Origin of the sequence: Paenibacillus sp. ov031 (assembly GCF_900143165.1) — a bacterium.
GTDB lineage: Bacteria > Bacillota > Bacilli > Paenibacillales > Paenibacillaceae > Paenibacillus > Paenibacillus marchantiae.
In genome coordinates, this window is record NZ_FRDO01000001.1 from 129,150 (window position 1) to 155,282 (window position 26,133).

Here is a 26,133-nt window from a genome sequence, read left to right on the forward strand (position 1 = left end):
CTTGGGCAGGAGAGACATAATCAGCTCCGCTCAGGGCACAGCATGCAACAATAAGGAGGCATATGATGCTAACTAGCGATACAGCCGTACAAGTGCAGCAACAGAATGTTAATCTTGTAAGCGTTACAAATGGCCACGTGAGCCTGGAGATCAATCTTGAAAATGGTGAAGTGTCCTTCATCGGCAACCATTCTTCCCATGTGAAGGGCATTCGTAGTGCTTTTCGCTGGCAGGGCCGGGAATACAGCACGGATCATTATCAGAACCATGAGCTGACGGCACAGGAAGATATTGTTCGAGAAGGATTTGGAAAAGGCATCCGCTTGGTCGTTCTGCATAAAGCCTCGTTGCTGCCGCAACTGGAGCAGCATTTCTATATGTATGAATCCTCACCGTATGTACTGGTGCAGACCGCTATAGTCGGCGATGAAGAGCTTAAGGCGAATCGCATGGCTGTCATCCAATCCAAAACCATATCACTCGGCGGAGAATCCGGCCAGAATGAACCAAGCATTCTGCGTGTTCCGTTTGACAACGATAAATGGGTCAGATATACGGTGGTTAAGCCGCCGCTTGATATGGAGAGTTATGAGGCGACAGCCTTGTTCGCGCCCGACAGCCGCCGGGGAATTGTGATGGGTTCCCTTACGCATAAGGTATGGAAAACAGGGATTCGTATGCAAAGCGAAAAAAGCGGACAAATTGAGGGACTTGATCTGTACGGCGGTGCGGTGGGTGAACTGACTCGCGATTCCCAGCCTCATGGTTATGTGAAGGGAAAAAGAGTTGAATCTCCATTGGTATTCGTCGGGTTCTATGAAGACTACCGTGAAGGTCTTGAAGCCTACGGTAGGGCTAATAGCTGGATTGAGGCTCAATTACCTTGGGAGGGCGGTGTCCCCATCGGATGGAACAGCTGGTCTGCGGCTATGAGTGATCTGGACTATGATCTATATACAGCGACCAGCGATTTTCTGAAAAATGAAGTGCAGCCGCTTGGATTCGAGAATGAGGATACGTTATATATCAACTTTGATGCTTTCTGGGACAATTTTACGCCGGAAGAGATGAAGAGCGCACTGGACCGAGTACGGCAAAACGGACATAGAGCGGGAACGTACTGGACCCCATTTGCCTTCTGGGGAGGACCTGATCAGTTCGGTCAAGCGGTCGAAGGAACGAACGGCAAGTACACCTATGCAGATATCCTGCTGCGTGACAGTGAGGGCGAAATTCTGCCAGATGTAGACGGTGGTCTGGCGATAGACCCGACACATCCTGGCAACCTGCAAAGAATCGACTGGTTCACGGATAAATTCATCTCGGAAGGTTTCGAATATATCAAACTGGATTTCTTGGCACATGGCTCGTTGGAGGGACAGCACCACAATCCGAATATTACAACAGGGATCGCGGCTTATCATTATGGCATGTCTTATTTGCAGCATAAGCTCTCGCCAGAAGTAATCGGACGGCCATTTTTCATTAACTTGTCCATCGCTCCATTATTTCCATATGCTTTTGCCCACAGCCGCCGTATTTCCTGTGATGTCTTCGGTACACTTGCGGATACGGAATATCTGCTGAACTCGCTGACACACGGTTGGTGGATGAGCAATACGCTCTATCGCTACAATGATCCGGATCATTCGGTGTTATACAAGAGCTTCAACCAGGAAGCTACCGGCTGGTCTGAAGGACGTAGCCGCCTGACTGCTTCAGTCATTGCCGGTACGGTGCTTCTACTCGGGGATGACTTCCGCAAAGAGGATGCTGCCGAACGAGCAAAAGAATGGCTTGGTAACAAGGAGATTTTGAACGTTGCTCGTATGGGCAAAACCTTCCGACCAGTTGAAGGTGATTTTGGGAAGCTGTCTTCTGACGTGTTTGTCCTTGAATCGTCGGAAGAGAAAAGTTTCTATCTCGCCGTCTTCAACTTTGATGCTGCACAGGCCGCGGTGAAATCCGTCTCGCTGGAGCGGGCCGGACTAAACACCAATGCCGTTTACAGTTTGCAAGATCTGTGGGAAGGCTCACAAGGGGAAACGTCTGGAGAGCTTACGGTCTCACTGGAACCGGCGGAATCCAAAATCTTCAGATTGACCGTGAAGGGAAACTGACCTGGGAGAAATGATAACCCAGAGAAGTAAACGGTTTTAGAATATAAAAACAAAGTCAAACGCGCGCTTTTGTATCTCACAGATCGCGCGTTTGTCTGTTTTGGGTCATGAGTTTATCTGTATAGATAATCATTATTGGACTGGAGGACATGATATGAACGATTTTACTTTATGGTATTCAACCCCTGCAGCGGATTGGTCTCAAGGCCTGCCGCTGGGCAATGGAAGAATAGGGGCGGTTGTTATGGCGTCTTCGCATCGAGAAGTATGGAGTATGAGCGAGGTCACCTACTGGTCGGGTCGAATTGATCCGGAGCACCCTTCCGAAGGAGGCAAGGCTGCACTTCAAGAGATGCGAGATCATTTTTTCTCTGGGGATTATGATGGAGGAGACCGTCTTGCCAAGCAGCATTTACAGCCAAAGAAACGTAATTTCGGCACCCATCTTGGATTATGTGATGTTGTTATTGATTTTGGGAAGAAGAATTCGGGTTCTGATGAAACTGGAAGCTTCCAACGCGAGCTGGATCTGACTCATGCGCTGGCCGGGGCGTTCTGGAAAGATGATGACATCACGATTCTTCGTGAAGTTTTCGCTTCTCACGCCGATGATATAGTGGCCTCAAGAATTTGGAGCAATGTTCAGGGTTGCGTATCCTTTACACTTGGCTTACAGGCAGGCACGGACTCATTCAAGGTAGTAGCCTTAGATGACAACACGCTTGAATTCCAAGGGCAGGCAACGGAAAATGTACATAGTGATGGGACTTGCGGCGTATGGGCCAAGGGTTTGGTCAAGTTGGTTGTATCCGGGGGTACCATCGTAAGTAGAGATGGTCGATTGAACGTGACCGGAGCGGATGAGGCATGGATTTATTTTAGTGTAAGCACGGATTATCGCCGTACAGATCAGGATTGGAAAACAGAGAACGAGTATACGCTGATGAAGGCTTTAAACAAGGGGTATGCCTTGCTTAGGGAGGATCATATCCGCGATTACGGCAAGCAATATGACAAGGTTGATATTCAGTTGGGGCTCAAGGGGAAATCCGGTCTGGCTACAGATCAACGTATTCGTTTGTTGGAACAGGGTAATGGGGATGAAGATCCGCAGCTGTACGCATTGTTTTTTCAATATGGACGGTATCTGACCATTGCGGGGTCTCGCGAGAACTCTCCGCTGCCACTCCATCTCCAAGGAATCTGGAATGATGGTGAAGCGTGCCGAATGGGCTGGAGCTGTGATTATCACCTTGATATGAATACCCAGATGAATTATTACCCCACAGAGATTACGAATCTAGGAGAGAGCCATCTTCCGTTATTTAGGTATGTTGAGGATCTGGCACAGGCGGGCAGGGAAACGGCTCGTAATGTATATGGATGCGATGGGTGGGTCGCTCATGTCTTCTCCAATATATGGGGCTTTACGTTGCCTGGATGGGAGACCTCATGGGGGCTGAACGTTACAGGCGGATTATGGCTGGCTACACACCTGATTGAGCATTATGAGTATAGTCAGGATCGTGTTTTCCTAGAGAATGTGGCCTATCCTGTACTTAAGGAATCCGCGGCTTTCTATCTGGACTACATGTGTGAGCATCCTCGGAACGGTTGGCTGGTGACGGGTCCTTCCAATTCGCCGGAAAATCATTTCTATTCTGATAATTCGAGAGAGGGGGCACAGCAGCTGTCCATGGGAACGACAATGGACCAGATGCTGGTGCGCAGGCTCTTCGAATTTTGTCTTAATTCAGTTGAACTTTTGAACAAAGACGAGGAACTTGGACGCAAGCTGGAAGAAGCAATCAGCAAGCTACCACCTCTACAGATCGGGAAGAAAGGTCAGTTACAGGAGTGGCTGGAGGATTATGAGGAGGTGCAGCCGGAGCATCGGCATTTGTCTCATATGTATGCGCTGTATCCGGACAATCAGATTACACCTGACCATACACCGGAACTCAGTACTGCAGCACGAGTAACGCTGGAGAACCGCATGGTCCAGGAAGAGCTGGAGGATGTTGAATTTACAGCTGCTTTGTTTGGACTGGGTTTTGCGAGATTGCACGATGGGGAGACGGCATATAAACACCTCTCACATTTGATCGGCGGCCTGTGCTTCGATAATCTGTTCACCTATTCCAAATCCGGAATTGCTGGAGCAGAGAGCAATATTTTCGTCGTTGATGGAAATTTCGGCGGTACAGCTGTCGTAGCGGAGATGCTGCTGCAAAGTTATGCGGGCGAGATCCACCTTCTCCCAGCGCTTCCACAGGCATGGAGCACCGGCTCGATAACTGGGCTGAGAGCAAAAGGAAATGCCGAGGTTGACATCGTCTGGGAGAATGGAAAGCTGACCTCTACGAACATTCACACTTTCTCGCCGGGAACGTTCACCATTTGTTGGGGCAACCATAGAACGATCCTTCATGCCGAAGCAGGCGAAAGTTACTATTTCAATAGCGAGCTGGAGTTGGTAAAATAACGATCTATACTTGAAAATAACTTTCATTTATATGGACCATGGTCCAACGGGGGGAAAAACATATAATAGAGACAGAAAGAGACAAAGGGAGGGGACGTTGATGTACAGTATTTTTTTGGTAGACGATGAAGAACTGGGACTTGAGATGATGAGGGATTACATTCGTTGGGAAGAGATGGGTATCTATATCATGGGAACGGCGAGTAACGGCAGGGAGGCCTTGGAGAAGATTGAGGCCACCCAGCCTGATATCGTTCTTACCGATGTTCAGATGCCGATAATGAACGGTATTGATCTGGCGAGAAATATACATGAGAGCTACGACTCGATCCAGGTGATGTTTCTGACCGGGCACGATGAATTTCAATATGTAAAATCGGCTATCAACGTAGGGGCCGTGGGATATATGCTAAAACCTTTGGATTTAAACGAAATTGAAAGCGTTATCAGTAAAGTTAAACAGCGTTGTGAAGAAGTTGCAATGAAGAACCGTTCCATGGAGGCAGCCAAAGCCAATATCCTGAAGGAGTTATCTTACGAAAAAAATGAGGATCGTGCTCTTGATCTCGCTTTTAGTTTCAGCCGTCTAACCCGACAACCGGAGACCACCCGATATGCAATGGCCTTGTTCAGTATCGATCCCAAGGAGGCTGAAGAGGAACAGCAAAGTCTGGAGGAATGTACAGGACGGCTGGTGTCTTTTCTCGACCATTTCTTCAAGGCGAAGAACCTGAAAGCGATCTTTGTGGATTACAAGGAAGGAGAGACGGGTGTATTTATGGAAGCGGCCCAGCAGCCGGGACATTATGCGTGGGAAGACTTGGCTGAGGCTATTCGTAGTGCCCTCGATTTTACGGTGACGGCAGCTGTAGGAGGACAAGAGACAGAGTTATCCCATATTCACTGTCTGTACGAACAGACACGCATCGTTTTGAATGAGCGTTTCTATGAAGGTACAGGCACCATTATTCATGCGGAGTCGCTTTCAAACCAGTTTTATACGGAGCATATGCCCCCTTTTGAACAAAAGGAATGGTTTGAGGCCATTAACCGACTGGATTTTGAATGGGCGGCACAGAAGCTGCACGGGTATATTGAGGGATTGGCAACACTGCGAGTTAAGAAGAAATTCATCTGCGACTGGTCGATAGATCTCGTTAATGAGCTGCTGGAGCAGCTTCATAAACCTGTTCCGAAGCGGGCTGAGCTGTATCATTCCATCTATAATGCACTGACTCTGCATGAGATCGAGGATCTGATTCTCGGTACTGCGGAAGATGCCGTGAGTATGCTGGGTGAGCGGTTTATGGACAAAAATGCAAAATTGATTCACAAGGTCCGTACTCTCATCGATCAGAATTACAATCAGCCGATTACCATCAACAGCCTGTCTGATCAGGTCTATTTGTCACCAAACTATTTGAGATCCATTTTTAAGGACAAAACAGGGATGACAATTCACGATTATCTGACACGCATCAGACTGGATAAAGCCAGGGAACTGCTGGCAGATGGCTCGCTCAAGATTCACGATATCGCGCAGAACGTGGGCTATGAAAGTTCATCTTATTTTATATCTCTTTTCCTGAAGACAGAGGGCGTAACACCCAACGAATACAGGAAAAGTATATGAAGATACAGGCTGTCTGGTAACGATCACGATCCTCCCGTTTTCCTTGAACATGATTTGGATAGGCTCCCTCTTACTAACCCATGATATGGCGAATGAAAGAGGCTTTCCTGTATGAATAGTAACATTGTGGTATGGAACATCCCCCTCCTCCTTTTTACAATTAGGCATATAGGAAAGGAAGGAGGAGAGAGGGGATTTAACAGCTCTTTATGAAAGCGATTACAGATGATGGCTGTGAACCGCCGCAGGATAGGCATATGGAGACCTAACTCAATCATAAGAAAATGGAGGCATGTTATGTTGGGACGGATTATGAAAAAAGGATTTGTGTTCTTTATCATTTTTTGCTTGGTAGTTGGCGGGGGCCAGTTCGTCCGAACAGCTCACGCCGATGATATGAATACCTATGAAGCCGAGGCCGAGGGAAATATTTTGCTTGGTAACGCGAAAATCTCTGATAGCCCGACGGCTTCAGGCGGCAAAAAGGTCGGAGGCATGTACCAAGGCAGTTCCTTGCAATTTAACAATGTTACTGTAAGTGAGACAGGAAATTATAAGATTTCCGTTGACTACATTTCAGGTGATTCGCGGCCGTTCAATATTAGTGCGAATGGCGGGGAGAAGCAATTTGAAGAACCGCCCAAGACAGTCGACTGGGATACGGTGGGAACGTATGATGTGACTCTTCCGTTGAACGCGGGTACCAACACAATCCTGATTGATGACAACAACTGGTATTCTCCCGACATCGACAAGATTGTGATCCGCGGTTTGGACAGTGACCACCCGGGAGAAGGTGGCGGAGACGACTGGAAGAAAAATCTGCATGGTGCAATCATTGAGGCAGAAGCAGCCGACAATATTTTGAAAGGCAATGCCAAGGTGGTGGACAGCAGTATCAGTTCAGGCGGAAAAAAAGTAACGGATCTGAACAAAAACAGTTCACTGCAATTTACGAATGTTACTGTACCGGCAGATGGTACATATTTGATCCGAATATCTTATATTTCTGGTGACCAGCGACCTGTCTATATGCAGGTGAACAATGAGACGGATGAGATGATTGATCTGCCCAAAACGGCAAGCTGGAATACGGTAGGCACGTATGATGCAGAAGCTTCCCTCGATAAGGGAGTTAATACCATTACGTTCTCGGATCATGATGGGTACTCCCCCGATTTTGACCGAATCGAAGTAATCCCGTATACGCTTAGCTATGAAGCCGAAGATTCGGGCAATACACTGACTGGTGAAGCGCGTGTAACAGAGAGTCCGAATGCTTCCGGAGGCAAAAAGGTCGGCTACCTGAATGGCGGGAGCTCCTTGACGTTCAATAAAATTATAGCCCCAATGACAGGTGATTACCGCGTTAAGGTAGATTATTTTTCCGGTGATCCGCGGAGTTTCTATGTCCATGCGAATGATGGGGAAGAGCAGTTCCACGACCTGCCTAAAACCCCGGATTGGGATACGGTAGGTACGTATGATCTTACCCTCCCATTAACTGAGGGCGAGAATACGATTACCTTTTCAGATAACAATGGCTATTCTCCCGATCTGGACCGGATTATCGTAGAGCCTGCGATAGAGACAGAACCCGAAAATCCAGGTGAAGGAGATGACGATCTGGGAACACCGGGTGACTCGCAACAATACGGGGATATCACGGTGACTGATTACACGTATGGCCTTCTGGTATCGAACGGACAATACGAAGTGTCTTATAATACCCAGACTGGATTCGTCGGCTATAGCTGGGCAGAAGGGCAGAAGATGCGGGGGATTTTCAGCAGCATTAAACTTGGTGACGGCCTTGTGGAAACCAAAGGTTATGAGAGTCATAAGAGCGGTGGAACACCTGTGGAGATTCAGGATGGATTCGGCAAAGGCATTGAGTTGAACTTTGTTCATACGTCAATTGGCAATCCAACCCTGAAGCAGGTCTATCGGTTTTATAAAGATAAATCGTATTTCCTCAACCGTCTGGATGCCTTCAGTGATACAGAGATCCAAAGTAATTACATGTCACCAATTACCGTAAAAAATTCGGGTGGTGTGGATATCGGCGTAAGCTCGGATAATCGTGTGCTTACAGTACCTTTTGACAATGACGCCTGGATTCGCTATAAATCTCAAACGATGAACCGGGCGGATACCAGTTACGAAATGACAACGGTATTCAATAACTCAACACGTAACGGTCTTGTGATTGGTTCAGTAACCCATGACACCTGGAAGACCGGTATTGACTGGAAAGGCTCAGCTAATCGTCTGAATGAATTTGCTGTGTATGGTGGTGCAGCGAGTGACGTTACTCGCGACACCCAACCACATGGCAGCCTGACCGGTACTGAGCTGTCCTCACCATTGATTATGGTAGGTGGTTTCAGTGATTACCGCACAGGACTTGAAGAATACGGAAAAGCCAATGCGATTATTACACCTCCGCTGGCGTTGAATCCGGAGCTGCCACAAGGTGTTCCAGTAGGTTGGAATAGCTGGGGAGCTTATGATAGCGGGCTTTCGTATCAGAACGTAGTGGATGTGTCCAATTATTTCAAGAATAACCTTAAGAAATTCAACAATAACGGAAATGTATTCATTAATATGGATTCCTACTGGGATAATCTAAGTGATGCAGAGCTTGCCCAAGCCGTATCTGTAATTAAGGACAATGGTCAGCATGCAGGAATCTATTGGGGACCATTTGTATATTGGGGCAACGATATGAGCCAAACGGTAGATGGTACCAACGGGCAATATACGTATGGTGATATTGTGCTCAAGGATGCTCAGGGGAAACCTCTGCCTACGCTGGATGGAGCATATGCACTGGATGTGACACATCCGGGGAGTCAAATGCGTATGAATTATTTTCTGGATAAGTTTAAATCACTTGGATTCACATTCATCAAACTGGATTTCCTGACCCATGGATCACTGGAAGGCCAACACTATGACACTACCGTGACGACAGGAATCCAGGCATACAATGAAGGGATGCGTTATGTCGAAGAGCGATTGGATGGGAAAATGTTTATTAGTGCGTCCATTGCACCGATTTTTCCAAGTCAATACGCGCATAGCAGACGGATCTCTTGTGACACCTATGGCAAAATCAATGAGACGGAGTACATGCTCAATTCATTGACATATGGTTTCTGGCAAAATGGAACGATCTATTCTTATACAGACCCAGATCATTTGGCATTAAGCAGTGCTTCAAGCCTGGAGGAAGCCCGTAGTCGGGTAAATTCCGGTGTGATTGCCGGCACGGTGATGATGGATTCCGATGATGTGAACGATCCCAAGGCACAGGAATACATGACAGCATTGTACAATAACACGGATGTTCTTCAGGTGGCGCTGAAAGGAAAAGCATTCAAGCCGCTTGAAGGGAATACGAATGCAAATGCTGCGGATACGTTTGTTCTGAAAGACGGCAATAATTATTACCTTGCCGTATTTAATTACAGCGCCAATAGTTCAGCGAACAAAACGATTAATTTGGGTCGTGCCGGATTGAATGAATCCAAATCCTACACGTTACAAGATTTGTGGACAGGTGAATCTTCGTCAGCCACGGGTTCATGGTCCATCTCGCTTGGACCGGCTGAATCGAAGTTGGTTAAATTGACCGAAAAACCAGTCAATCCGGAAAATCCAGGCAACCCAGGCAACCCAAGCAACCCAGGGAATCCTGGCAACAATGGAAATAACAACAATACTAGTGGAAACTCCGGCAATAGCACTGTTCAGGAGAAGGATACAGCAAAACTGGTCATCACAGCCGATATGCTGAAAGTGGACAGTGGGGCAGGGAAAGCCGTTGTGGACATCAAGGCTGGTACTCAGGAGCTACAATTGTCATCTGCTGTTTTACACCAGCTCGGCGACCGTGCACTGGAAGTGAAATCAGGCAAATTAACCCTGCAAGTACCTGCGAGTTTGTTCCAGCAGCTGTTGAGCAAGCTACCAGCGGGGCAACAGGAAGATAGTACCATTTCCTTGAAAATGGTTCCGCTTGGCAGCAAGGCCAAGGAGGTCATTGCTGCAGTGGAATCATCTTCCCGGGCAACGGTTTCCCTTAAGGGAGAAATCTATGAATTCAGCCTTTCGGTAACAACTAAATCTGGTACAACCGAAACACTCTCTGCGTTCAATCATCCGGTTACGCTGAGTCTGGAAGCGGCTGAAGGCTTCGACCCTTCACAGGGGGGGATTTATTATATTAACGAAAATGGGAAATTGGAATTTCTCAAATCGGATTACGTGAATGGCGTATTAACGACTAAAGTGAGCCACTTCAGCAAGTATGCCGTTCTGGAACTGAATCGGACGTTTGCCGATGTTCCGGCCAATCATTGGGCTAGCTCTGTAATCAAGGAGTTAGCAGTGAAGGGGTATGTTGAAGGCACAAACGAAGATCAATTTGAGCCAGGTCGGGCAGTCACTCGCGCTGAATTCACCGCCATGCTCGTTCATTCTCTGGGACTGACCGTAGCAGGGGAATTACAATTTACAGATGTAGCGACAGATGCCTGGTACGCGGAACCCATCGCGATTGCGACCCAAGCTGGTATTGTCAACGGCCGAAGCGCAACCAGTTTCCAGCCGGACGCACGGATTACCCGAGAGGAAATCACGGTGATGCTGATGAAAGCATACGAACTGAATGATGGGAAAGTGCCTGTTGGTTCTACAGACATCTTGTTTACAGATATGGCTCAGGTTTCTTCATGGGCAACTGCTTCGGTAAAGGATGCAGCCCAACTAGGACTAGTTCAAGGCCAAAGACAGGGGCAGTTTGTGCCTAAAGGGATAGCTTCCCGTGCAGAGGCGGCTCAGGTCATCTATAACCTGATTTTGAAGTAAGATTTAAGGCTGCGAATTGCATCGCAGCCTTATTTTCATAATTTGAAATGAGAGATGATTTCCCCTATGGATTGTAAGAATGCGATATGGCTAATTTAACTCCTGCTTCCTACAATAATAGGTATGTTCACAACACACAGCACGAGGGAAACAGGAACTCGAAAGGATGATAAACTTGACGATTCAATATAATGAACAACTACGTATATTTGCAATACAGACGCAAAATTCGTCCTACATTTTCGGAATTAATGAGAGGGAACACCTCCAGCATCTGTATTGGGGTAACCCCGTGGACATCGAGGACAGCGCTCCGTTGCTCCTTCTACAATCCCATAGCTCTTTTGACGCGGAAGTGGAAGGAGAGGTGGAGGAGTACAGCTTCTGGGGAGGAGCATCTTATACAGAGCCATCTCTGAAGCTGCGTATGTCTGATGGTGTCCGCGATCTTCAGGTAAAGTATGACCGTCACGAAATCATTGAACAAGATGGCAGACAGACGTTGATTATCACGTTGAAGGATCAGGTCTATACACTTGAAACGCAGCTGATATATCGGGTCATCCCGGAATTCGACCTGGTGGAGCGTTACGCCAATATCGTAAATACGGGACAGGAGGATATCGTGCTGGAAAGTATGCATTCCGCAGCCTGGACATTGCCATATCTCCAGGATTACCGCCTGACGCATGTTACAGGGAAATGGTCGGGTGAATTCCAACTGCGCAATACCGTTTTGACAGAGGGAAAAAAGATACTTGAATCGCGGAGAGGTTTCACGGACGGTCATGCCAACCCATGGTTTGCGATTGATGATGGTCTTTCGACAGAAAGCGGCGGCGGGGTATGGTTTGGTGCTCTGGCCTGGAGCGGCAACTGGAAGATTGTTGCGGAGAAGACCCCATTCACGCATGTGCGGGTAACAGGTGGCATCAATGATTTTGACAATGAATGGTTGCTGGGTGCGGGCGAAACGTTTGAGACGCCTGTCTTTGTCGGCGGATTCAGCCCAGAAGGCTTTGGCGGAATGAGCCACCGCTTGCATAAATATCAATACAATTACATACTGCCTCGCAGTGAAATCGGGAAAGTGCTGTACAACTCCTGGGAAGCTACCTACTTCGATGTTAACGCACAGGACCAAATGGCGCTTGCCGAGCGGGCAGCCAAGATGGGCGTGGAGCTGTTCGTCGTGGATGACGGCTGGTTTGGACAGCGGCATTCCGACCGAGCGGGGTTGGGCGACTGGAACGTGAATATGGAGAAGTTCCCGAACGGACTTGTTGAGCTGATTGACCGGGTTCACGGACTTGGGATGGAGTTCGGCATATGGGTAGAGCCGGAGTCGGTCAACCCAGATAGTGATCTCTATAGAGCACATCCAGACTGGGTATATCATTTTGAGACCCGGGGACGTACGGAGCTTCGCAATCAGCTGCTGCTGAATATTTCCAAGCCGGAGGTTAAGCAATACATTATCGATTTTATGACCGAACTGCTTGGCAACCATGAGATTAAGTTCATTAAATGGGACATGAACCGGACCATCACAGAACCTGGCATGAAGGGGCACCCTATTAACCGCCAGAAAGAAGTATGGGTAAGGCATGTTCAGAGTCTCTATGATATCTGGGCACAGCTGAGAGCCAAGTTCCCGGATGTGGAGTTTGAGACTTGCGCAGGAGGTGGCTCGCGAATTGATTTGGGTATCTTCCGTTATGCCGACCAGTCCTGGCCGAGTGACAATACGGATGCGTTCGACCGTCTGAGCATTCAGGAAGGCTTCTCCTATACGTACGCACCACGTATGATGACCTGTTGGGTAACTGAGTCACCTACAGGAATGAACGGTCGAAACGTCTCCCTGAAGTATCGTTTCCACAGTGCAATGATGGGCACGCTTGGTATTGGCTCCAATCTGAACGAGTGGAGTGATGAATGGATCGAGCAGTCCGGGGAATTCATCGGTCAGTACAAAGCCATTCGCCACCTCGTACAATTCGGCAGACAATTCCGTCTGACTGAGCTTCGCCATAAGGGGGTTACGGCTGTCCAGTACAGCGATGCTGCCGCAAGTGAACATGTTCTGTTCGCTTTTCTTCACTCGCAGAAGCTGGGTGAACCGTTGCCTAGACTCCGTTTGGCAGGACTTCATGCTAACAAGACCTATCTCATTGAAGAGCTGGGATTATCGGTCAGTGGCCGTGCGCTGATGAACATCGGGGTGGAGCTGCCTCTACGTGGCGATTTCGATAGCTTGGTGTATCGTATCCGTGAGCAGGTATAAAAGGATGCTGTAGAATGGTTTAAAAGGAGTGCTTTGCAAGCCAATAGTGGCTGCATTGCACTCCTTTTTTATTGGATCTCTTTTTGTGGCAGACGGATTTGGACCGTGGTTCCCATGCCTAGTTTGCTATACACTTTTACACCGTAATATTCACCAAATTTCAGCTTAATTCTCCGATCCACATTTGAAATGCCATAGCCGCGTCCTTCTTTCTCTTCAAACAAAGACTGAAGCGTCTCACGCCGCATGCCCATTCCATCGTCTATAACAGATAAGATGATACTATTGTTCTCGATGACGCCCTTGATATGGATATTTAGGGGCCGATCCTGGTTCCAAAGTGCATGAATCACTGCATTCTCCACAAAAGGCTGTAACGCAAGCTTTACGGTCGAGTAGGGCAAGATCGATTGATCTATCGTGTAGGTGATATTCAGCTTGCCTTTAAATCGTATAAGCTGAATGGCATTATAGCTCTGCGTCAATTTCAATTCCTCATTGATGGTCAGGATGCTCTTTCCTTTATTCAGGGATATCCGATAAAACTTGGCTAGATGAAGGACCATATCCTGGATCTGCGGATCCTGATGCTTTACGGCCAGAGAGGAGATCGAGCCGAGTGTGTTATACAGAAAGTGAGGATTGATCTGAGCTTGAAGCAGGTCAAGCTCGGCTTCCTTACTCTGTAGCTCCTTCTGGTAGACCTCCGTAACCAGACTTTTCAGCCGGGTTGTCATCTGTTCGAATGCAAAGTGAAGCTGTCCTATCTCATCATTGCCCATTTGTTCCTCATGGGTAGGATTGAAATCCCCCCGTTCAATGCGCCGAATCATCCGAATTAACGTCCTGATACGTTTGCTGAACAGCGATGCAGTAATATAAATGAGCAACAGCGCCACGCCGATGAAGCCCAGTGAAATTTTGATAATAAGCTGAGAGAGAGATTTGGCATCTTTGATAATACTGTCGTAAGGGAAGATGGACACCGTTTTCCAGCCATTTTTAAGCGTGTTATAGACCGCTAGAGCCTTCACGTCTTGATAAGTTGTATCAAATCTGCCTGAAGGCGTCTCGTCAAAATTTTGATGAAGCAATTCGGGCAAGCTTGTATTGATTAACTGTTTGTCCGCTGAAGAAAGAATAATGCCCTTGTCATTTATAATAAAGATATCTTTGCCGCCTGCTTCTTTTTCCATGAGAGAGTAGATGACAGACTCGGAAATTTGAAAGACCAGCATTCCGTAGGGATACTGATTACTGTTGTTGTTCAGCAGCCGGGCAAGCGTAAACATGGCGGGACTATTCTCTGTCTGCGGCGATGAGAGATGAATAATGTTCCCATAGGATTGTTTCAATTTGTGGAACAGTTCCGTGTTCTGAACTTCGGGTGTAATCGGCCGGATATAATAATTGTCTTTGGGCAGAGATGGATTGTCTGAATAAATGAATGCGCTATCAAAATCGGGGTAGGCAGCCATCACGGTGTCGATTCGATTGCCAATATAATTATAGACATCCAAATAAGACGGATCATCCTGATACTCGTTCGTAAGGTAATTGGCAAGGCGGTTATCCAAATAAATGGAGGCGGAAATATGTTCGTAGCTATCCAGTTTATTCTCCAGATTTTTAGTGATCTGAGCTGTGGAGTTCGTCATGTTGATGTAGATCTGCTCGGTAAGTTTCGTTTTGGTAAGTTCATAGGAAAAATAAACCAATAACATCATTGGAATGATGGTGACGAGTACAAATACCATAAATAGTTTGGAACGAAAGCTCAGGTTAACAAAAGGCATGTATATGTATTTTCGATAGAATTGGCGCATTTGGAAGCCCTCTCTTGACTGATTATTCGTTGCACAATTCATCATAGCAGAGTGAATATGGAAAACCAATCCTCTCTTTTTACAAAAACATCTTTAAAAAGCGGTATCTTTCGGAGAATTCGACTATGGCAAGCGATCTGCGTCAAATTTATGATAAATAGGAGGGAAGTTGAATCAAGATATGGCCGGCCATGCTGCTGTATAGAAAAAGGGAGGGTACTTAATGCATAAGGTAAGCGCTATCAAAACAGTCAGGAGCAATAATCTGATAAGCAGACTAAAAGAGCAAAAATGGTTATTCGTGCTTATGCTTCCTGCCTTCATTGCGACATTGCTATTTTCCTATGGTCCGATGTTCGGACTGTATATGGCGTTTACGAATTATCAGCCGGGTGGGGGATCTTTTTTATACCAGTTCTTCCATGCCGAATTTGTAGGTTTCCAGTGGTTTGAGTATTTCTTTACAACAGGGGATTTCTATCGGGTTATGCGTAATACGCTTGCGACAAGCTTGCTGACGCTGTTCTTCGGATTTCCTGCGCCAATCATTCTCGCGCTTGTACTTAATGAAGCGAGACAGGGATTTTTCAAACGTTTTGTACAGACGGTTTCTTATCTGCCGCATTTTATCTCATGGGTTATTGCAGCCAACATTGTAATTACGCTGCTTGCTTCGGATGGAATGCTTAACAATATTCTGGTTCTGCTGGGCATTGTCAAAGAACCAGTCGCATTTTTGCAGAACGGGCCTCTATTCTGGTGGATTATCGCATTGTCGAACATGTGGAAAGAGATGGGGTTCAGCGCCATTATGTATCTCGCCGCAATCGCATCCATTAATCCGGAGCTCTACGAAGCGGCCAGGGTGGACGGAGCCAGCCGATTTAAGCAAATGTGGCATATAACGCTGCCATCCATGCGCCCTACAATTGTCATATTGGCTATTCTCGCGGTTGGAGGCATTTTGAATGCAGGATTTGAACAGCAATACCTGCTGCAAAATAATACCGTGCTTGAATACTCCGAAGTTATTGATATTTATGCTTACAAATACGGACTACAGAACAGCATGTTCTCTTACGGTGCTGCCGTGGGGATGTTCAAATCCGTTGTTGCCTTTATTCTTGTCCTCATCGTGAACCGGATTTCCAGAAAAGTGAACGACCAGGCGTTGTTCTAACTACAAAAGACAGAGGGGAGCGCTTGTGATGATTCTGAACAGATTCGGGGATCGTATTTTCAAAATTATTGTGTATTTCATTCTTATTCTCGTATTACTGGTTACATTTCTTCCGTTTTGGAATATACTCGTTCTTTCATTGAACAGCGCGGAGGATACGGTACGGGGCGGCGTTTACTTGTGGCCCAGGGACTTGACCTTGGACAGCTATCAGCAGATTTTGAAAGATAGTGAGATTTTAAACGGGCTGTGGGTAACCGTCAAACGGACGCTGATTGGCGCACCGCTATCGGTTCTCGTCATTACGATGCTTGCGTATCCGCTAAGTCGGCGGAATCTGGTTGGTCGCAAAGGCTGGAACCTGTACTTTATCTTTACCATGTATTTCAGTGGTGGACTCATTCCTTTCTACATGGTGCTTAAGGCACTGAACATGATCGATACATTTTCGGTGTTCATTTTGCCAAGTTTGATGAATGTCTTCTATATGATTATTGTCCGTACCTTTATGGAGCAGCTGCCCCATGAGATTGAAGAATCGGCCAGGGTAGATGGGGCTAACGATCTGACGATTTTCTTCCGGATTGTGATGCCGCTGACAACACCTGTACTTGCCACAATAGGACTTTTTCAAGCGATTGGGCATTGGAATGCCTGGTTTGATTCCTATGCGTTCACCTACAGCTCGGACCTGAAGACCCTGCAGGCCGTGCTCGTTAAAATCTTGAATCAATTTCAGACTGGCGGCATGATTTCACAATCGCAGATGCTGGCCAACTCTGCTAAACGAAATGCTGTTTCGAGTGATACCATTCGAATGGCTGCTACCATGGTGGCCACCTTACCAATCGTTATGGTGTACCCGTTCCTGCAAAAATACTTTGTTAAAGGCATGACTTTGGGAGCTGTTAAGAGTTAATCTATTCCGTGATCCGGTTGCAGGGAAGGCTTGTCCGGTGGCTTCTCCCTGAAAGGGGGTGGGCAAAGATCGTTTTGGAAATGCTCAATCTAGCACTACAGGAATTTATTCATTGGGAGGAATTAGGGTGTCAATGATAAAGACAAAAAAATGGATGAACATGGGAATTACGGCTGCATTAGTCGTTGGTTTACTTGCGGGCTGCTCCTCCAATGATGGGGAGAATAATACAGCGGGTAAAGATGGGGAACAAGGGCCGATTACGCTGACGTGGTTTGATGGCAATACCAAAGGAGAACCATTTACCGATGCAATTGCCCAGGAAATTACCAAAAAGACGGGCATAGAGATCTCCATCCAACAACCAACAGGTAATCCAACGGAAAAACTAAGCTTGATGCTCGCCAGTGGTGACTATCCGGATGTGGTGGTCATGAGTCGGGGAGACGCTTCACTTGATAAGTACATTTCAAGCGGTGCATTCATTCCACTGGATGAGTTAATTGAAAAGTATGGTTCTGACTTGAAAGAGATGTATGGCGAAACCTTGACCAAAACACGTTATACAGACGGCAAGAACTACTATCTGGCAAACTGGTATGGACTCGACAGTGATCCGGTCTTCGGTATGCTGATGAGACAAAACCTGCTGGAAGAGTTTCTTCCAGACAAAGCAGATGGTTCAAAGCCACTTACAACGGATGAGTTTGAAGCACTCCTGAAAAATTTTAAAGAAAAATACAACACGATTGATGGCAAAGAGTCCATTCCCATGACGATGAACGGTGAGAACATGGGCGCGAATTTGGGAACATTCAAAGGCATGTGGGGCTTAAAAGCCTACTATGACAACAATGGACGTCTGCAATATGATGTTAAAGACCCCAAATATCGCGAGATGCTGTTATATATCAATCGCTTATATAGAGAAGGTCTGATTGAGAAGGAATTTGCGATCAGCAAAACACAGACTTGGATTCAAAAGCTGACGACTGGCGCAGTATTCTCTACACCAGGTGCCTATTGGGACCCAGGTAACGGCAATGGCGCCTTGAAGAAAGATGGCGGGGAAAAAAATCAGTTGTTCGCATACAAGGTTGTTGCTCCAGGTGTAGACCCGGCTCAAACAACATTTGGCCCAAGAAGCTCGCTTGGATGGGATGCCATTGCGATTACCAAAAACAACAAACACCCGGAAGAAACCATAAAGCTGTTTAATTATCTGGCGAGTGATGAAGGACAGCATTTGCTGCTGTGGGGCAAGGAAGGCGAGCAATACACTATGGTGGATGGCAAGCGACAACCGGACCCTGCATTCCTGAAAAGCTTCAAGGATAACTGGGATGATACGGTGAAGAAAAGTGGCGTTCGTAAATGGTTATGGTTTGTCAAAAATGGCCTGGATCCAAATGGACAGCCGTACGACATGGCCGTTAAATTCCAACGCAGTGAAGTGGATGAACTGGCCCTCAAGAGTCTTGGTGATTCCGTATGGGATACAGCACAGTATGATAACCTGAATCCGGATGGGGGAACACCTCAAGCACTGACGGCCCAGAAGGTGAAGGATATTATGGATCAGAGCATCACGAGAGCCATTATTGCTCCAAGTGAAGCTGAAGCCAACTCCGTATTTGACAAGATGCTGGAGGATATGAAGAAGGCTGGCGATGAGAAAGTGGAAGATATCATTAACGAGAAATATGCTCAGCGTATGGAACTGTGGTCTTCCAAGTAATTGAAGAGTAAATTTGGTACTAAGAAGCGTCCCGGGATGGTCAGGGACGCTTCTTATTTATGGTCACATTTTACAAGATACGCTAAAACGTCGCTTTAACAATGGAGATGATATCTCCTGCTACGGTTGAGATCTTGCCAACCTGACCAGAAAACATATATTGTTCACCAGAAGAAACTGTGCACAATGCCCCTTCTGCCCATGAGATATAGAAGGTTAGGGAAGTACCAGCTTCGCTCTCAATCTCGATCCAATCCGTCTCCCCATCCACAAAAGCCGCGCTGACAAGGAAGCCTCCCACAGCACGGAGAGTATGGAACTCTGCTTTTTGTCCATTCGGCCAGTTGGGAAAGAAGCGCAGGGTGCCATTATAACTTTGAAGAAGGCATTCATTGATAACGGCAGGCAGGGAGAAATTTTCGAACCAGATGCCCATGCGTGACATGAAATCGAAGTTCTCCGTGTCAGCATAGCGACCACCGCTCATCAGGACCCGATCTGTACAAGTACCGTTTGATAGCAGACAATACTGGATTTGACGCTTGAAGCGTTCCAGATCCAACACGCCAAGCCGGGCTCCGGCAAGATGAAAGAATACCAGTTCATTCCCGCCTTCGTTGCGGTGGTTAAGGTAGGAGTTTACTGCGGTCTGATATTCCTCCTCTGACGAATGAAGCCCGTGATCTTCACCTGGAAATACAGTCGTAATAGGAATCGGGACGTTATACACCACGTCAGGATCTTCCCCCTCCACCGACACAAAGACTGGACCGTTGCGTGATTCGGCTGTGGGATAAGAAGGGAACTGGTTTAAAATCTCCTCTACATTCTCTAGCAGTTCCTGCTCGGATTCTATCCTTTCAAGAACACCGCAGGCCTGGGTGAACGCATTGAACAGAAATCGTGTCAGAGTCAGGTCGATCAGGCAGTCTTTGTTTTTGGCAAAGCCGGGTGAAATCTCATATAGCTCCGGCACCACCGTCGGAAAAATGTGATAATTACCATCTCCCCAACGTTCACCCTGTGCTTCCGGACGATTCATGTAATCGACCATGAACAGCACGGCTTCTTTCATGGGTTGAAATGCACGATCACGCAGGAACGTCACGTCCATGGAATATAGATAGTGCCACCATAGACTTTGTACGGTCCAAGGCGTCTCACAGATTTCCCATCCCCAGTGCGGGACAGGGTAGGGCATCATGGACATCTCAACAGGATAGGCTGAGTGGGGGAAATAAGCTCCGCTTAGTCCGTAATAATCACGTGCCCATGCTCGGCTGATGGGAAGTACATGATCAACCATATCCACGTAGGGCAGATGTTTGTCCAGATGATTGCTGGAGAATGAGAGCCAAAATGGCTGCTGTGTGTTGTAATTCATGTGGTAATCCCCATGCCAGTCTGCACCGATGGTACGGTAGCTCCAGTTGGCGAATAGGCCTGGACAGGTAACGCCCTCTCTCACGGCACAATTAAAAAAGTAAAGATTGTGGTACCAGATACGCTCCAGAAATTCATCTTCCAGAGAGACGGAGGAGCGGCTCCAATAATCACGCCACATTACATTCGATTCTTCCTTAGCTTGACTAAAGGAAGATAGTTCTGGCGGGTCGGCCTCAATATTGAGTTCACTGTAAAGGCCTTCCCACAGCTCTGCGCAGGCCAAAAAGCCTTGTACAGATTCTCCCAGAGTAGAGCCGTTGACTGCGGGCGTCTGATGATGCAAAGCATGTTCCTTCATTGCTGTTAATCCAGACGAGCTAATAGCGAGCCGGAAAGCTCTATCTTTTTCATGTGTGATATAGGGCGTAGCGGGATGCTCAACATGCGGCAAAATTTGCGTAAATGACTGTCTACCCGTAATTTCGCTGGTTACGACTGCTGCTTGAGGAAATTCAGGCGGTGTTTCGGGATCAGGAATGAGCTTGATCTCCTCGAATAAGGGAACCAGAGCACCCGTCGCGGCATCGCTTACTTTCATCCAGACCCGGTCGTGCGCTCCTTCCACAAAGAGTTCGAATACAGCAGGTTTGCCATCGATCAGGAAATCAATCGTGCAAAGGCCGTTGGCAATGTCCATGGCATGGCCGATGACTTCGGCCTTTCGCCGATCATACCGCAGCAGAAGTGACCCGCAGGGCATGGGCTTGGGATATGCCTTACTGTAATTTTGCCCGGCCATCTCACAATACTGTTTGTACCACGGATGATCCGTTAATTGCGGTAAATCTGCTGGCAGAGCAGCAAATCTTTCATATACCTCTTGGAAAGTCATGAGCTCTTCACCGTGTTCTTCGGCGAGACGAATATCCCATACATTGTTGTGTCCAAAATGGAGCATCACAGCGTCAGGACGGGTTGTTACGACAATACCCAGTCCCCCATTGCCCAGTAGTGCGCCTTCAAAAAAATCCGGCGCAGGACCAGTGAAGGAAATGGGATGCTGCTTGGCCCGTTCATAGCCTCTGTTCTTTTTTATCTCGTTTTTTCTCTTCGTTAGACTATCCTTCTTCTGCACAATTCGTCCTCCTCATGAAGTCATGCGATGTACAGTTATTACTGTATCTGAACAGCAGTTAGCTGTATTTAGCAAGACGTCCATGATTTGCACGATCGTCAGATCAATTGGTGCTCTGCTGATATGTACCTCTAGTCCCCAATTGTACCTTTCGATGATGGAGATGAAAGGTTAACATCGAGAAAAACGGAGTCGGAAAGGAAACTTCCAATGAATTTTGCTTCCTTGCATCCCTATGTATATTTGGCGACCCGATACCCTTTTGCGAAGGGACAGTCGAGTTCTCCACGAATTTGTTATACCAGTTCCATTTACTTGATCAGCGAAGGGTATGGGATATTAAGTATAAATGGTCTGAGCAGCAAGCTCGGTCCTGGTTCGCTGGTCTATATTCCAGCAGGGCAATTACATGAATGGGTGGCTGATGGGGATAACCCTATGGTACATCTGTGTTGTTATTTTGATTGGCACTATGTGGAGCGAAAAGCGGTATTTGATAAGGCCTGTCCGATCTGTTATCCGCCGCAGGTGTTGCAACAAGCTTTTGTTGGCCCAGCCTTTCCATATGAACTTAGGGAGATTTCAAAGGTGGAGTCGCTGCGAATCTGGCAGGATCTGTTCCAAGACTTTTATAAAAGTGGTTCATACACCAATGAGCAGACTTTTATGCGGAGCTTGACGATTCAGCGTCATTTTCAGACGTTTATCGACTATTTTCTGAACTGCTGCATGGAGAAGGGGAATTTAATCCCTGATCGCCGGATAGCCCATATTCTTAAAATTTTGGAGAAGGACTTACTTCACGGAGCACCCAAGCCGCTGGATATCTATCACAAAAGTCTCAAAATGAGCCGTGGTCATTTTTTCGAGCTGTTCAGGAAATCTACAGGATACTCCCCCATCCAGTATATGAATCACTTTCGTATTGGACGGGCGAAGTATGATTTGCTTCACACGACATTAAATATCACTCAAATTGCTGAAAAATATCATTTTAGCTCGGTTCATTACTTCTCTCGCCTTTTTCATCAACTGACAGGTCAGGCTCCTCGCCAATATCGCTTATATCATTCCAACACAGCGGCCTTCAGCGCTCCATTGGAATGAACAGGCTTTTTTTGTCTACATATTCCCCCTTCATTGTTCAAATAATGATGGGACAGAACAAAGGAGGGAACGATGGATGAATAAGGCCGGACGAAAAGGGTGGTCCTGCACCTGGAAATTTAAAATGTCAGTGGTACTCACAGGTACGATATTCATGGTTTATGGTTTTGGCTTTTCTGCCAGCAGTGCGGAATCACAAATTCGTTCAGGGCAGCCAGAGCAAATGTTAATGGAGCAAACCTTAATACAAGTACCTGGTTCAACTTCAGGTCAGATATCACCAACTCCGGCAGACAAATCGCAGCGTAAACGAATGGCGATCATCATTGATGATGCGGGGAATGACATGAAAGGTACTTCTGAAATTTTGGCGACCCCGGTTAAGTTAACGTTGGCCGTGATGCCATTCTTGCCAACGACGAAGAAAGATGCGATTGCCGCACATGAAAAAGGAATGGATGTGATTGTTCACATGCCAATGGAGCCCAAAAAGGGAAGACCAGAATGGCTTGGGCCAGGTGCGATCACATCCAATCTGACGGATGAGGAAGTGCGTGATCGAGTCGAGAAAGCCATAGATGAAGTTCCTTATGCCGTCGGCATGAACAACCATATGGGTTCCAAAATTACGTCTGATAAACGGATCATGTCCATTGTATTGGATGTATGTCAAGAGCGCGGGCTATTTTTTGTGGATAGTCGTACCAATTTTCGATCTGTGGTAGGGGAATTGGCCATCACCAAAAACATGCCACCCGTCGGCAACGATATTTTTCTAGATGACCACAATTCCAAACAACAAATACGCAAGCAAATGGATTTGGCAGCCCAACGTGCTCTCGACAAAGATGTGTGTGTAGTGATCGGTCACGTTGGTCATACCGGATTAAATACCTCTGCTGTCGTCCATGAATCCGTATCTCGGCTCAAAGGTCAGATTGAGTTCGTCGGTATTAGCGATCTGGTCCGAGATGTGTGGCATTGGCAAGCTGAGCCTAAACTGCCGACAGATAATAAATAATGCCATTAGCAATGGACTGTGCAATCCGTTTCTGTTCGCCCGGGTCGCTGATCATTGCGCGATCGTGTGCATTGCTCAGAAATCCGGTTTCAACAATTACAGCGGGTTGCTTCACATGATTTAACAGGTAAAAGGGCTTGCCCCATACCACATCGCGCTCCGTCTTGTACAATTGATTTAGCTGATTCTGAATGGAACTTGCGAGCATGTAGCTTCGTCCTTCGTTCTGATGTAAAACAACTGGGCCACGAGCAGCTGATCTTGGACTCCAGTTGGCATGGATACTGACGACGATGTCGGTGCTGACCTCTTCGCTAAGGCTTTTGCGTTGAGCCAAATCTCTGCGATGGCGTGAGCGACTGTTTAACCAGCGATTCTCGTCACTCAGCGCATAGTCGCCAAGTCGGTTGATGATGACTGCATAACCCTTGCTGCGAAGCAGAAGATACACTTTTTGGCTAATGGCTAGGTTGATGTCTTTTTCCAGTACGCCATGGTCTGTTGTTCCACCGTCAATGCCGCCATGACCAACGTCTAGAAGGATGACAGGTGCTGCAAACGCATGATGAGTGGAGTGATAGGCATCCCCATCGGTTACCGGCAGCATGGATGGGCTTATGGGTGATTGTTGTGAATGCAATGTAGGCAGATCGGTTAAGGCAAATTTTGCCGCGCTGGCATGGGAGGTCAGAGGGATGGAACTGATGCTGATTAGCAATGCCATCGATGCGGCCAGCAGCTTATACATGAGAATACACGCTCCTTCTTGAAATAGGTATCTTATGCCATAAGTGAGTGGATGGATACCTTTGGCATTAGACTGTGCATTCTTCTGTTTTTCATACTCTTGCAGCAAAAAAAATGTTTATTGATGATCGCTTCTGCACACAATAGAGATAACACAAGCCCCGGCTTTGCCGGAGCTAAGGAGGCAGAGGTTATGGCCAAAAGTGATGAGCTGGTGAAATACATTACAGAGCGAGTCGTTCATTATATCGACACTCCGAAGGATGAGCGTAAAGGACGCACCAAAGCCAAAGAGCCGTGGACAATGAAGTGGTTTGGAATGATTCCTTTTGCTGTATCTCTATGGGTTGGAAAAAAGGAAAAAGCAATGAATTCGCAGGGGAAAATGCAGAAACGAAGCTCTTCAGGTAAAGGGTGAATCAAGAACCAACATAGGTAGTAGCTTCTTCCAAAGAAAAAGACGCATTCCTATGAAGAACCAGAGGAAGGCGTCTTATTTGTTGTATAGATCGGTCAAGGTTTCACAGCATAGAAATGCCCGTCCCGCAGCAAAGTCTGAAGAGGTACAAATCGTCTTACCGAAGTATTCCCGCCAATAGCTACATATTGTTTTTGAACGGTTCCACGGTCGTCACGCCAGATTTGATAACCACTGACAGGCAAAGCCCCGCCATAAAAGACATTTTTCTCATCTGCAGAGAAAATGATCTTCTTATGCTCTTTCCATTGCTGATTCAATGTCTTTACGCCATTGATCGAAAGTGCTTTTGAAGTGATCCATAACAGATTGTCCGCGGGATCAAAGAGAGGTTGCAGATCCATGGAGTCAACGGACAACGACAACGAGGAGACTTGTGGCGAATCCTCGGGGGTCATCACGACAGCTTGTACAGATATTGACCTTATGAACTTCATTCGACTCGTAGCCTGCCGTGAGTCCGTATCCAGTGCATCCAAAATACCCGTTGGTAAGGTGTCGCCGTTGGTTGCGTCAATATAGATTGCATCATCGTTAGGTCTCTCCACTTTCCAATAAGCGAGCAGGGGAGGCGCATAACGTAATTGAAGCCCTCCTCCGTCATTAATCATCTTCTTCAAGTCCAGTTGCTGTCGATCCAGAGCTTGATCCAACAAGGAAATGTTGTACGGTCGTTGTTCTCCCTGACCGTACTCGGTAAGTTGAAATTGTCCTTGGTCATTAGCGGAAATGATCATATAACCAACAGGTGACTCTCCAACATTAGCGTATACCAACCAGCTGCGTGTGCCTGGACCGAGGGGATAAAAGTCCAATTGAGCATGATTCCAATGGTTCCCCTCATGTTCAGTACTTAGAATGATGGCTTGCTCGCGAGCAAATTGTTGTACTGCATCAGGAGCCAGTGTGTCGGAATGAAGTTCCGCCGTACTTGTGGCCAATGTAGTGGGTAGTACGGACCTAGTTGCATTTTGGATTCCAGCACCTTCAGCTTGCAGTAAGGGGAGCAGGGTGATTATACATAGAAAACACATTACAATGCCGGTTATACGGCGAATCACGTTCCATCCCTTGTGGAAGGGTCGTTTCATGCTAACACCTACTTTTCTGGGGTACATATCCTGACAAAACGGACTCCATTTTCGCTACGTGCTCGTTTCTAATTCCATTTTAGAGGACAGGTTATGCAAAGGTTG

The 26,133-nt window shown here is 46.9% G+C and carries 15 protein-coding genes; 11 read left to right on the top strand and 4 right to left on the bottom strand.

Annotated features, from left to right (window positions below):
- The first annotated feature begins 62 nt into the window (after positions 1-62).
- From BUA17_RS00615 to BUA17_RS00635, 5 genes are all read left to right on the top strand, one after another.
- Positions 63-2,120 carry an alpha-galactosidase gene (locus BUA17_RS00615; RefSeq protein WP_072732314.1) on the top strand — a complete coding sequence of 686 codons (2,058 nt, stop codon included), beginning with the start codon at positions 63-65 and terminating at the stop codon, positions 2,118-2,120.
- A gap of 154 nt (positions 2,121-2,274) precedes the next feature.
- The gene (locus tag BUA17_RS00620; protein WP_072732315.1) at positions 2,275-4,605 is read left to right on the top strand and encodes a glycoside hydrolase family 95 protein; all 2,331 of its coding nucleotides are present in this window, start codon (positions 2,275-2,277) and stop codon (positions 4,603-4,605) included.
- 100 nt (positions 4,606-4,705) lie between these two features.
- Positions 4,706-6,238 carry a response regulator gene (locus BUA17_RS00625; RefSeq protein ID WP_072732316.1) on the top strand — a complete coding sequence of 511 codons (1,533 nt, stop codon included), beginning with the start codon at positions 4,706-4,708 and terminating at the stop codon, positions 6,236-6,238.
- Positions 6,239-6,535: 297 nt separating this feature from the next.
- Positions 6,536-11,113, top strand: coding sequence for an S-layer homology domain-containing protein (locus BUA17_RS00630; protein ID WP_072732317.1), 4,578 nt, complete (start codon positions 6,536-6,538; stop codon positions 11,111-11,113).
- A 166-nt stretch (positions 11,114-11,279) separates the two neighbouring features.
- On the top strand, positions 11,280-13,400 hold the full coding sequence (locus BUA17_RS00635; RefSeq protein WP_083584534.1) for an alpha-galactosidase: 2,121 nt from the start codon (positions 11,280-11,282) through the stop codon (positions 13,398-13,400).
- 68 nt (positions 13,401-13,468) lie between these two features.
- Here the strand turns inward: BUA17_RS00635 and BUA17_RS00640 are convergent, their stop codons facing one another.
- On the bottom strand, positions 13,469-15,226 hold the full coding sequence (locus BUA17_RS00640; protein WP_161490576.1) for a cache domain-containing sensor histidine kinase: 1,758 nt from the start codon (positions 15,224-15,226) through the stop codon (positions 13,469-13,471).
- 223 nt (positions 15,227-15,449) lie between these two features.
- Between BUA17_RS00640 and BUA17_RS00645 the strand changes: the two genes are divergently transcribed.
- From BUA17_RS00645 to BUA17_RS00655, 3 genes are all read left to right on the top strand, one after another.
- Positions 15,450-16,406 (top strand): ABC transporter permease, encoded by a 957-nt coding sequence (locus BUA17_RS00645; RefSeq protein WP_063564765.1) that lies wholly within the window; start codon positions 15,450-15,452, stop codon positions 16,404-16,406.
- A 28-nt stretch (positions 16,407-16,434) separates the two neighbouring features.
- Complete coding sequence (locus BUA17_RS00650) at positions 16,435-17,325, top strand: carbohydrate ABC transporter permease (protein ID WP_063564764.1); 891 nt, start codon at positions 16,435-16,437, stop codon at positions 17,323-17,325.
- 133 nt (positions 17,326-17,458) lie between these two features.
- Positions 17,459-19,063 (top strand): extracellular solute-binding protein, encoded by a 1,605-nt coding sequence (locus tag BUA17_RS00655; protein ID WP_072732319.1) that lies wholly within the window; start codon positions 17,459-17,461, stop codon positions 19,061-19,063.
- 82 nt (positions 19,064-19,145) lie between these two features.
- On the opposite strand, the gene BUA17_RS00660 is transcribed toward BUA17_RS00655, so the two are convergent.
- Positions 19,146-21,584 (bottom strand): glycosyl hydrolase family 95 catalytic domain-containing protein, encoded by a 2,439-nt coding sequence (locus BUA17_RS00660; RefSeq protein WP_072732320.1) that lies wholly within the window; start codon positions 21,582-21,584, stop codon positions 19,146-19,148.
- 210 nt (positions 21,585-21,794) lie between these two features.
- On the opposite strand from BUA17_RS00660, the gene BUA17_RS00665 reads away from it, so the two are divergent.
- Both BUA17_RS00665 and BUA17_RS00670 read left to right on the top strand, forming a co-directional pair.
- Positions 21,795-22,691 carry an AraC family transcriptional regulator gene (locus tag BUA17_RS00665; protein WP_072732321.1) on the top strand — a complete coding sequence of 299 codons (897 nt, stop codon included), beginning with the start codon at positions 21,795-21,797 and terminating at the stop codon, positions 22,689-22,691.
- A 76-nt stretch (positions 22,692-22,767) separates the two neighbouring features.
- Positions 22,768-23,712 carry a divergent polysaccharide deacetylase family protein gene (locus tag BUA17_RS00670; RefSeq protein WP_244552048.1) on the top strand — a complete coding sequence of 315 codons (945 nt, stop codon included), beginning with the start codon at positions 22,768-22,770 and terminating at the stop codon, positions 23,710-23,712.
- Here the strand turns inward: BUA17_RS00670 and BUA17_RS00675 are convergent.
- On the bottom strand, positions 23,687-24,460 hold the full coding sequence (locus BUA17_RS00675; RefSeq protein WP_072732322.1) for an N-acetylmuramoyl-L-alanine amidase family protein: 774 nt from the start codon (positions 24,458-24,460) through the stop codon (positions 23,687-23,689). The genes BUA17_RS00670 and BUA17_RS00675 overlap by 26 nt on opposite strands.
- Positions 24,461-24,652: 192 nt before the next feature.
- Between BUA17_RS00675 and BUA17_RS00680 the strand changes: the two genes are divergently transcribed.
- Positions 24,653-24,877, top strand: a complete 225-nt coding sequence (locus BUA17_RS00680) for a YqzE family protein (RefSeq protein ID WP_064639170.1) — start codon at positions 24,653-24,655, stop codon at positions 24,875-24,877.
- Between the two features lie 95 nt (positions 24,878-24,972).
- On the opposite strand, the gene BUA17_RS00685 is transcribed toward BUA17_RS00680, so the two are convergent.
- Positions 24,973-25,998, bottom strand: coding sequence for a hypothetical protein (locus tag BUA17_RS00685; RefSeq protein ID WP_211754033.1), 1,026 nt, complete (start codon positions 25,996-25,998; stop codon positions 24,973-24,975).
- Positions 25,999-26,133 lie beyond the last annotated feature (135 nt).